This window comes from Streptomyces sp. NPDC028331, assembly GCF_055565775.1.
Genome location: NZ_JBVHTR010000026.1, coordinates 113,761 through 124,143, shown reverse-complemented (window position 1 = coordinate 124,143; position 10,383 = coordinate 113,761). Strand labels below are relative to the sequence as shown.

The 10,383-nt window shown below is 71.6% G+C and carries 7 protein-coding genes; 2 read left to right on the top strand and 5 right to left on the bottom strand.

Annotation, left to right across the window (positions count from 1 at the left end; all coding sequences use genetic code 11):
* Both ACZ4SW_RS30630 and ACZ4SW_RS30625 read right to left on the bottom strand, forming a co-directional pair.
* The coding region (locus ACZ4SW_RS30630) for a maltotransferase domain-containing protein (protein ID WP_468251974.1) at nt 1-696 on the bottom strand (696 nt) is incomplete at its 3' end.
* Nucleotides 697-929: 233 nt separating this feature from the next.
* Complete coding sequence (locus ACZ4SW_RS30625; RefSeq protein WP_468251973.1) at nt 930-2,132, bottom strand: S8 family peptidase; 1,203 nt, start codon at nt 2,130-2,132, stop codon at nt 930-932.
* Nucleotides 2,133-2,517: 385 nt separating this feature from the next.
* Here ACZ4SW_RS30625 and ACZ4SW_RS30620 point away from each other — a divergent pair, with 385 nt between their 5' ends.
* Nucleotides 2,518-5,142 (top strand): glycosyltransferase family 1 protein, encoded by a 2,625-nt coding sequence (locus ACZ4SW_RS30620; protein WP_468251971.1) that lies wholly within the window; start codon nt 2,518-2,520, stop codon nt 5,140-5,142.
* A 165-nt stretch (nt 5,143-5,307) separates the two neighbouring features.
* Complete coding sequence (locus tag ACZ4SW_RS30615; protein WP_468251970.1) at nt 5,308-5,574, top strand: hypothetical protein; 267 nt, start codon at nt 5,308-5,310, stop codon at nt 5,572-5,574.
* A gap of 13 nt (nt 5,575-5,587) precedes the next feature.
* Here the strand turns inward: ACZ4SW_RS30615 and ACZ4SW_RS30610 are convergent, their stop codons facing one another.
* The 3 genes from ACZ4SW_RS30610 to ACZ4SW_RS30600 form a co-directional block, all read right to left on the bottom strand.
* Nucleotides 5,588-6,112, bottom strand: a complete 525-nt coding sequence (locus tag ACZ4SW_RS30610) for a DUF1990 family protein (RefSeq protein ID WP_468251968.1) — start codon at nt 6,110-6,112, stop codon at nt 5,588-5,590.
* 131 nt (nt 6,113-6,243) lie between these two features.
* Entirely contained in the window at nt 6,244-7,905 is a 1,662-nt protein-coding gene (locus ACZ4SW_RS30605; RefSeq protein WP_468251967.1) for a M4 family metallopeptidase, read from the bottom strand.
* A 242-nt stretch (nt 7,906-8,147) separates the two neighbouring features.
* Nucleotides 8,148-10,193 (bottom strand): M4 family metallopeptidase, encoded by a 2,046-nt coding sequence (locus tag ACZ4SW_RS30600; protein ID WP_468251965.1) that lies wholly within the window; start codon nt 10,191-10,193, stop codon nt 8,148-8,150.
* Nucleotides 10,194-10,383: the final 190 nt, after the last annotated feature.

Here is a 10,383-nt window from a genome sequence, read left to right as displayed (position 1 = left end):
CAACGGCAACGGCTCCGACGACGTGACCAGCTCACGCAGCGGATACCGCGCCAGCACCGCATCCACCTCCGGAGTCAACGCCGCCGCAAGACGGGAGGCGGCCGGGCGGCCGGTGTCGCGCAGTGCGTCGACCGCGGCGAGCAGCACTCCTTGCGGGTCCTCGCCTTCGGGAAGGCCGGCGGCGGCGCGCTCATGCAGCCGTGCGCCTTCCTCCAGGACGAGTTCGGTGTCCATCCCGGCCGGGATCTTGATCCCCGCGTGGTGGCGCCAGGTGGCGACCGGATCGCTCCACGCCTCAACGGCGTAGGTCCAGTGACCCTCGCTCGGCAGGGAGACCGTGGCGCCCCAGCGGTCGGTGCCGGGGGCCAGTTCACGCATCGGTGTCCAGGGCCCCTGGCGGCCCTCGGCATCGGTGAGGACGACGTTCGCCGCGACGGCGTCGTGGCCCTCGCGGAACACCGTCGCGGAGATCTCGAACTCCTCGCCGACCACGGCCTTGGCCGGGCGCCGGCCGCCGAGGACGAGGGGCCGCACGTCGAGGACGGGGATGCGTCCGAGGACGGGACCCGGGTCCGGCGCCGGGCTCGGCCCCGCGTCCGGGGCGGGTGTCCGCTGGGCGGGGGGGCCGGCGTCGGCCTGTCGTGAGGGGATGGTGCCAGGTGCCGGGGGTGCCGGCGAGTGGTGCGTCGGGGGCATGACCGCTCCTGTCCGCGTCAACATGTCCGGGCGGATGGGGTGTCGGAAGGTGGGCCGGCGGGGTTACCGGAGGAGCCTTCCCGCAGTACGGGTGGGCATTCCGGCACTTTGTTAACTACTCACGCGTATGTCTACGTTCAAGACCGGCCGCATTCAGTACAGCGAAGAGGACCGGCCCCGCCCGAGACAAGGGGCGAGGCCGGTCAGGGTACGCGGGTCCGGTTAACCGGCGGTCAAGGATTGTCGACCTGGAGCAACTTGTTGGGCGACCCGATCCCCGCTGCCTTGATCTTCCCGGAGGCCGCCCGCTGCACGAGGGCCTGGCTCACCTGCGCCGGGGTGGCCTTGGGGTGGCGGGCCAGATAGAGGGCGGCGGCGCCCGTGACGTGCGGTGTCGCCATCGATGTGCCGGACAGCGTGGCGGTGGCGGTGTCGCTCGCGTTCGAGTCCGAGGTGATCGCCACACCGGGGGCGAACAGGTCAAGGCTCGGACCCCAGTTGGAGAAACCCGCCCGGGCGTCCTTCCGGTCGCTCGCGCCGACCGTGATGGCCTGATCGACGCGGGCCGGGGAGTACAGGCCGGCCGCGAGCCCGTCGTTGCCGGCGGCGACCGCGTAGGTGACGCCGGAGGCGATGGAGTTGCGCACGGCCGCGTCGAGCTGGGCGTTCGCGTACCCGCCCAGGCTCAGGTTGGCCACGGCGGGCTTCCTCGCGTGCTTGGTCACCCAGTCGATGCCCGCGATGACCTGCGCGGTGGTACCCGATCCGTTGTCGTCGAGGACGCGCACGGCGACGACCTTGGCCTGCTTGGCCACGCCGTACGCGGTGCCCGCGACGGTGCCGGCCACGTGGGTGCCGTGCCCGTTGCCGTCCTGGGCGGTCGCGTCGTTGTCGACGAAGTCCCAGCCGTAGCTCGCCCGGCCGCCGAAGTCCTTGTGCGAGATGCGGATGCCGGTGTCGATGACGTACGCCGTCACGCCCGCGCCCGCCGGTTCGGGCCAGGTGTAGCCCTGGTCGAGCGGCAGACTCGGCTGGTCGATCCGGTCCAGGGCCCAGGAGGGCGGGTTCTTCTGGTAGTGGTCGAGCGAGACCCGGGTGTCCTGGACGACCGAGGCCACGCGGGAGTCCGCCGCGAGACGCCGGGCCTGCCGTTCGCCGACCGTCACCGCGTAGCCGTTGAGCGCGCTGCCGTAGGTCTGGCTGATTCTCGCCCCGTACTTCTCGGCGATGCCCTTGCCGGTGGCCGACAGCGCCTGAGTTCCCCCCTTGAGCGTCACGATGTAGCTGCCGCTGACGGCGCCGGGAGCACCGGCACCGAGGACGGCTCCCTCCGGGGCCGCCTGCGCGGGCTGCGCGACGGCTGCGAGCGCCGCGACCGTGGCGATGGCGGTCAGACCGCCCGCCCAGCGCAGACGCGCCTTTCTCATCCGTGCCATGACTCGGGTTCCCCTCCCAACTCGGCGTGGTCCGGCAGCAGTTCACGACCGGTACGCCGCCTGAAGCCTCTCGTGCGGGGGCGAACCGCCACAAGGTCGCCTATGCGTGGGGAATCGGCCATATCGGGGATGGCGGATGTGTAAAAGTTGCGTTGTTTTTCGGTCGGCTCGGACCGGGGGCGACGGCGTCCACGTCCCAGCCCGACCCGGGCGCGACCAGCCCGTCGGGCGCTTGAGGACGAGGCCGTTCGGCCGGTCGGGGCAATCCGGGGGCGGAGCTCCAGGGGGATACGGCTCGCCCCCAGTGCCTGCAAACCCGGCGGCGAGGGAGCCGGGCAGCGTACCGTCGGAGACGCTACGTACGTCCTCCGTGAAGGTGGAATTCGTGAAGGCCATCCGCAGGTTCACCGTACGTCCCGTCCTCCCCGAAGCCCTCCAGCCGCTGAGCGATCTGGCGCGCAATCTGCGCTGGTCGTGGCATGCGGAGACCCGTGACCTCTTCCAGTCCGTCGACCCCGAGCGGTGGACCGCCTCGGGCGGCGACCCGGTGCGGCTGCTGGGGAGCGTGCCGCCCGCCCGGCTCGCCGAGCTGGCCGAGGACCGCCGCTTCCTGCGCCGCCTCACCGCGGCCGCCGACGAACTGCACGACTATGTGACGGGCGACCGCTGGTACCAGTCCCAGGACCGGTCGTCCGGCCTCCCCGCCGCCATCGCCTACTTCTCGCCCGAGTTCGGCATCACGGCGGCGCTGCCCCAGTACTCCGGCGGCCTCGGCATCCTCGCCGGGGACCATCTGAAGGCGGCCAGCGACCTCGGCGTCCCGCTGATCGGCGTGGGGCTGCTCTACCGGCACGGCTACTTCCGGCAGACGCTGTCCCGGGACGGCTGGCAGCAGGAGCACTACCCGGTCCTCGACCCCAACGAGCTGCCGCTCACACCGCTGAGCGAACCCGACGGCGCCCCCGCCCAGGTCTCCCTCGGCCTGCCCGGAGGCCGCCGCCTGAAGGCCCGCATCTGGCTCGCCCAGGTGGGCCGGGTGCCGCTGCTGATGCTCGACTCCGACGTGGAGGAGAACGACCTCGGCGAGCGGGGCGTCACCGACCGGCTGTACGGCGGCGGCAGCGAGCACCGGCTGCTCCAGGAGATGCTGCTCGGCATCGGCGGGGTGCGCGCGGTGCGCACGTACTGCCGGCTGACCGGGCACCCCGAGCCCGAGGTGTTCCACACCAACGAGGGGCACGCGGGCTTCCTCGGCCTGGAGCGGATCGCGGAACTGTGCGAGACGGGGCTCGACTTCGACCCGGCGCTGGAGGCGGTGCGGGCCGGCACGGTCTTCACCACCCACACACCCGTCCCGGCCGGCATCGACCGCTTCGACCGGGAGCTGGTGGCCCGCCACTTCGGCCCGGACGCCGAGCTGCCGGGCATCGACGTGGAACGGATCCTGCGGCTCGGCATGGAGACCTACCCGGGCGGCGAACCGAACCTGTTCAACATGGCCGTGATGGGCCTCCGCCTCGGCCAGCGGGCCAACGGGGTGTCCCTCCTCCACGGCAACGTCAGCCGGGAGATGTTCTCGGGCCTGTGGCCGGGCTTCGACGCCGACGAGGTGCCGATCACGTCCGTGACGAACGGGGTGCACGCGCCGACCTGGGTGGCGCCGGAGGTGCTCCGGCTCGGCGCGCGGCAGATCGGCGCCGAACGCACCGAGGACGCCATGACGGAGGGCGTACGCGAGCGCTGGGACGCGATCGCGGAGATCCCCGACCAGGACATCTGGGACCTGCGCAGGGTGCTGCGCGAGCAACTGGTCCTCGAGGTCCGGGAGCGGCTGTACGCGTCGTGGCGGCAGCGTGGCGCCGGCACGGCGGAGCTGGGCTGGATCGACGGCGTGCTGGACCCCGGCGTCCTGACGATCGGCTTCGCGCGCCGCGTGCCCTCCTACAAGCGCCTGACTCTGATGCTGCGCGACCCGGACCGCCTCATGGAGCTGCTGCTGCACCCGGAGCGCCCGGTCCAGATCGTCGTGGCGGGCAAGGCGCACCCGGCCGACGACGGCGGAAAGCGCCTGATCCAGGAGCTGGTCCGGTTCGCCGACGACCCGCGGGTGCGCCACCGCATCGTGTTCCTCCCCGACTACGGCATGGCGATGGCGCAGAAGCTGTACCCGGGCTGTGACGTGTGGCTGAACAACCCGCTGCGCCCGCTGGAGGCCTGCGGGACGAGCGGGATGAAGGCGGCGCTCAACGGCTGCCTCAACCTGTCGGTGCTCGACGGCTGGTGGGACGAGTGGTTCCAGCCGGACTTCGGCTGGGCGATCCCCACGGCCGACGGCGCGGGGACGGACGAGGACCGGCGCGACGACCTCGAGGCCGCGGCGCTGTACGAGCTGCTGGAGCAGCGGGTGGCGCCCCGCTTCTACGAGCGGGGCCAGGGCGGGCTGCCGGACCGCTGGATCGAGATGGTCCGCCGGACCCTCGTGCACCTGGGCCCGAAGGTGCTGGCGGGCCGGATGGTCCGGGAGTACGTGGAGCGCCTGTACACCCCGGCGGCCCACGCGCACCGGTCGATGACACCGGACGCGGCGCGGGAGCTGGCGGGCTGGAAGGCGCGGGTGCGCTCCGCCTGGCCGTCGGTCACGGTCGACCACGTCGAGACGTCGGCGGCCACCGAGACGGCGGAACTGGGCGCGACACTCGCACTCCGCGTCCGCGTCGGCCTCGGCGGCCTCGGCCCCGACGACGTGGAGGTGCAGGCGGTGGCGGGCCGTGTGGACATGGAGGACCGCCTGGAGGACGCGTCGGCGGTGCCGTTGAAACCGGCGGGCGGGCCGGACGTGGAGGGCCGCTGGATCTACGAGGGCCCCCTGTCCCTGGACCGCACCGGCCCCTTCGGCTACACGGTCCGGATCCTGCCCGCTCACCGACTCCTCGCCTCCAGTGCGGAGTTGGGGCTTGTCGCGGTGCCGTCGGAGGAGCTGGCGGAGGCGGCGGGAGTGCTGATGCGCTGACTCTTGACGTCTGCGCAGACTCCGGTCCGCACGGGGTGTCGGGGGGTTGCTCGGAGCGCTGCTCGTCGCCGGACTCCTGAACGGGTCGCCCGCGGGGGCGGCCGCCTTCCAGGGGCCGGCCGGGCAGTCGGCCGACTCGCCGGCCGCGCCTGGGAGACTAGGCGGATGGACCGGATGACGCTGGACGCGGTTGCGGCAGAGCTGTCGGGCCGTGGGCCGCTGGAGCGCGAGCAGGTGTTCCAGGAGTTGCGCGAGCGGGGCCTGTCGCCGATCGGGGCGATCTACGTGGCATCCCGGGTCCTCGGCCTGTCCCGGTCCGAGGCCAAGGGCGCCCTGTACGCGAGCGCGGCGTGGCGAGACCTGCACGCCGACTGGGAGCGCCTCCAGTCCGGGCTGGAGGGAGGCGCCGGGCGGGCGTCGAACGGTTCCTGAGCGCTCGGACCCCTCACGGGCGCCGCGGAGACCACTCCGCGGCGTCCGTGCTCAGTTTCCGCAGCACCGCCCCGCACCGCCGCGCGTACGCGTGCTGGAACCCCCGTGCCGCCGGGCCGCCCGCCCTCGTGTACCACTTGGCCGGGCGGCTGAAGCCGTTGACCGTCAGCCAGACCGTGCCGTCGCCCGTGCGGTCCACCAGGAAGGCTTCCTCACCGCTCTCCGGGTGGCCCGGCAGCGTGCCGTAGGCCCAGCCGGCGCGGCGGGACTCCTCGACCGTCCAGACCACGCGGCACGGGGCCTTGATCATGCCGGCCACGGTGATGGTGACGTCCACCCCCGGGGCCGCCCTGTCCTCGCCGACCGTGACGCCGACGCCCAACGCCCGGTGCAGTTCCCAGGTCAGAACCGCCTCGGCGGCGCGACGGAACACCTGTTCGCCCTCGCCGATGCGGGCACGGACGTGCAGCGGGCGGAAGCCCTCGGGGCAGTGGCCGGGCTCGCGAGTGGCGCCGACATCCTCGTACGTGAAGGACATGCGCCCCAGCGTAGGTCCTGTCGTCAACCGCCCGGTCGTGGCCCGGCGGGCGGACGGGGGTTTGACGACCGAACGCAGGGCGGCCCCCGGCGTCACCTTCCCGCCGGGGGCCGCCGTGTCGGCTGTGCGTGCTAGTTCACGTTGACCGCGGACCAGGCCGCCGCCACCGCCTTGTACTCGGTGCTGCTGGAGCCGTACAGCGCCGCCGCCGCCGAGAGGGTTCCCGCGCGGGCGGACTTGTAGTTGGTCGTCGACGTGAAGTACGTCGTCAGCGCCTTGTACCAGATCTGCAGCGCCTTGTCCCGGCCGATGCCGGTGACCGTGGAGCCGTTGTAGGTCGGCGAGTTGTAGCTGACGCCGTTGATCGTCTTCGCGCCGCTGCCCTCGGACAGCAGGTAGAAGAAGTGGTTGGCGACACCGGACGAGTAGTGCACGTCCTTGCTGCCGACGCTCGAGGACCAGTAGTCGGCGGAGCCGCCGTCCTTGCTGGGCTTGTCCATGTAGCGCAGCGGGGTGCCGTCGCCGTTGATGTCGATCTTCTCGCCGATCAGGTAGTCACCCGGGTCGGAGGCGTTGTTGGCGTAGAACTCCACGCCCGTGCCGAAGATGTCGCTGGTCGCCTCGTTCAGGCCGCCCGACTCCCCGCTGTAGTCCAGCCCGGCGGTGTTGGAGGTGACGCCGTGGCTCATCTCGTGACCCGCCACGTCCAGCGAGGTCAGCGGGTGGTTGTTCCCGGAGCCGTCGCCGTAGGTCATGCAGAAGCAGCTGTCGTCCCAGAACGCGTTGACGTACGAGTTGCCGTAGTGGACCCGGGAGTAGGCCGCCTTGCCGTCGTCCGCGATGCCGCTGCGGCCGAAGGTGTTCTTGTAGAAGTCCCAGGTCTCCTGCGCGCCGTAGGCGGCGTCGACGGCCGCGGTCTGGTCGGTGCTGGAGCTGGACGCCGCGCCGGTGCCCCACACGTTGTCGGAGTCGGTGAACAGGGTGCCGGTTCCGGAGGTCCGGTGGGCCAGGTTGTACGTCTTGTGGCCGCCCCGCGTGGTGTCGTAGAGCTGGTAGGTCGACCCGGACAGCGTGGTGTTGAGGCTGACGGTGCCGGAGTACAGGCTCTTGCCGGTGCCGGTCGCGTTCTCGATGCCCTGGTACTGGAAGAGCTTCTTGCCGGTGGCCGCGTCGGTGATGACGTGGAGCTGGTTCGGGGTGCCGTCGTCCTGGAGGCCGCCGACGACCGTCTCGTAGGCGAGGACGGGCTTGCCGTTGCCCGCCCAGATCACCTTGCGGGCGCCGTCCGCGGTGCTCTTGGCGGAGCCGAGCGTCCGGGCGGCGGACACCGCGAGCTTCTCCGCCTTGGCGGCGGTGATCTGCGGCTTGAGCGAGGCCACCTTGATGGCGGCGCCGGTCGCTCTGGTCACGCCCTCGGTCCTGCCGGACTTCGAGGTGTGGACCACGAGGTCGCCGCCGAGGACGGGCAGGCCGGCGTAGGTGCGCTCGTAGCGGGTGTGGACCGTGCCGTCGGCGTCCTTGACGACGTCCTTGACGACCAGCGTCTCCTTGGCGCCGAGGCCTATCTGCCGGGCCGTCTCGGCGACGTTCTCCTCGGCCTTCGCTATGAGCGAGGTGCGGGCCGCGGCGGACAGGTAGGCCGGGGCGGCGGCGAGGGGTGCCTTGCCGGTGGAGGTGGCCTGGGTCTGGGCCGAGGCGGTGGCGGTCAGGCCCGTGGTGAGCAGGGCTCCGGCGGCGACGGCGGTGGCGATGGCCAGCGTGGTGCGCTGGTGACGCGCGTAGCGGGGAGTCACACAAGCTCCTTCTGTGGGGGATTCCGGCCGGAGTGGGGTCACCGGCCGGATCGGTTGTGAAGTTGCGGTGCATGTGCGGCAGCGGTGGAAGCGTGACATGCAGTCGCGTACATGTCAGGACCCGGAAGTGATGTTGGCCGAAAGTCGACTGACAGGTGAACATTGCAGGCATGTAAACGGGCGCCGCCCCGAGGTGTCCCGCCTCGATGACGGCGCCCTGTCCGCGCTGCTCGGGGCTCGGTTTACGGGAAGGTCAGCTTCCAGCTGTTGAGGGTGCCGACGTCCTGCGCCGCCTGGTCCTGGACCTTCAACTTCCAGGTGCCGTTGGCCGTTTCCGAGGAGGCGTTGACCGTGTAGGTCGCCTTCACGTCGTCCGCCGAGTCGGAGGAGCTGAAGTTCTTCAGACGGTACGAGGTGCCCGAGGGGCCGACCAGGTCGATCACGAGGTCGCCGCGCCAGGTGTGCGTGATGTCCACGGTCACCTGGAGACCGCTCGGCGCGTTCCCGGTCCTGCCGGAGACCGTGATCGACGAGGTGATGGCGGGCCCGTTGTCCGGGATGGAGACCGGGGTCGTGTTCTCGTACGACGTACCACCGCCGCCGCCACCGCCGCCCGAGCGCGACCCGACGGCGACCGCCGCCCAGGCGTCCTGCACCGCCTTGTACTCGGCGCTGGAGGTCCCGTACAGCTCGCCCGCCGCGGCGAGCGTGCCGGTACGGGCGGCGGCGTAGTTGGTGGTCGAGGTGAACTTCGTGGTCAGCGCCCGGTACCAGATCTGCAGCGCCTTGTCCCGGCCGATGCCGGTGACCGGAAGACCGTCCGACGTCGGCGAGTTGTAGCTGACGCCGCCGATGACCTTGGCGCCGCTGCCCTCCGACAGGAGGTAGAAGAAGTGGTTCGCCACGCCCGACGAGTAGTGGACGTCGAGGTTGCCCACGCCGGAGTACCAGCTGTCGGCGGATCCGCCGTCCTTGCTGGGCTTGTCCATGTAGCGCAGCGGGGTGCCGTCGCCGTTGATGTCGATCTTCTCGCCGATCAGGTAGTCACCCGGGTCGGAGGAGTTGTTGGCGTAGAACTCCACGCCCGTGCCCATGATGTCGCTGGTCGCCTCGTTCAGGCCGCCCGACTCCCCGCTGTAGTTCAGCCCGGCGGTGTTGGAGGTGACGCCGTGGCTCATCTCGTGCCCGGCGACGTCGAGGGAGGTCAGCGGGTCCGCGTTGCCGGAGCCGTCGCCGTAGGTCATGCAGAAGCAGCCGTCGTCCCAGAACGCGTTGACGTACGAGTTGCCGTAGTGGACCCGGGAGTAGGCCGCCTTGCCGTCGTTCCTGATGCCGCTGCGGCCGAAGGTGTTCTTGTAGAAGTCCCAGGTCACCGCGGCCCCGTAGTGCGCGTCGGCGCCCGCGGTGGCGGCGTTGGAGGTGGTGCCGTTGCCCCAGGTGTCGCTCGACTGCGAGAACAGCGTGCCGGTGCCGGACGTGCCGCGGTTGAGGTTGTACGTCTTGTGACCGCCGCGCGAGCCGTCGTTCAGCGTGTACGTCGACCCCGACTGCGTGGTGGTCAGTGCGACCTGGCCGCTGTACTGGGTGTTGCCGATGCCGGTCTCGACGCCCTGGTAGCGGTACAGCTCCTTGCCGGTGGCGGCGTCGGTGATGACGTGCAGTTCGTTGGGGGTGCCGTCGTCCTGGAAGCCGCCGACGACCGTCTCGTACGCCAGCACGGGCTTGCCGCTCGCAGCCCAGATCACCTTGCGGGGCGCCCGGTCCGCGCCGGTCTTGGTCGAGCCGGCCGCCCGGGCCACGGACAGCGCCTGCTGCTCCGCCTTGGCCGGGGCGACCCCGGGGGTGAGCGAGGCGACCTTGAGGACGGCCTGGGTGGCCTTGACGACCTTCTCGGGCGTCCCCGACTTGCCGGTGTCGACGACCAGGTCGCCGCCGAGGACGGGCAGGCCGGCGTAGGTGCGCTCGTAGCGGGTGTGGAGCGTGCCGTCGCCGTCCTTGACGACGTCCTTGACGACCAGCTTCTCCTGGGCGCCGAGGCCGATCTCCCTGGCGGTGTTCGCCTTCGCCGCGTCGGCGTCGCGGATCAGCTCGGCGCGCTGCGAGGGGGAGAGCTTCAGGGCGGCGTGGGCCGGGTTGAACTTCCCGGCGGCCGGTCCGGCCGGTGCGGCGCTCGCGGCACCCGACTGGACGGCGGCGGCGAGCAGGGCGGAGACGCCGACGAGGGCGACGGCGGCGGCGCGGCGGGCGGGGGCGTGGGAGGTGCGTCTGCGAGAGGAACTGCTTCTCAACACTGACTCCTTCTGCGTGGCCGCGGGTCGCGCGGCCAGGGGAGACCGGACGGAGGGTGAGCCGTCCGGGCAGAACAGGGCGGAACGCGGAACCAGGTGCGGGTGCGCAGTGCGAGTGCGTGAAAGGTGTCTCGTCCCGGCACGGCGTGCGAAGCTGTGGGGTTGCTGTGCAGGGGTCGTGGGAAGCGTG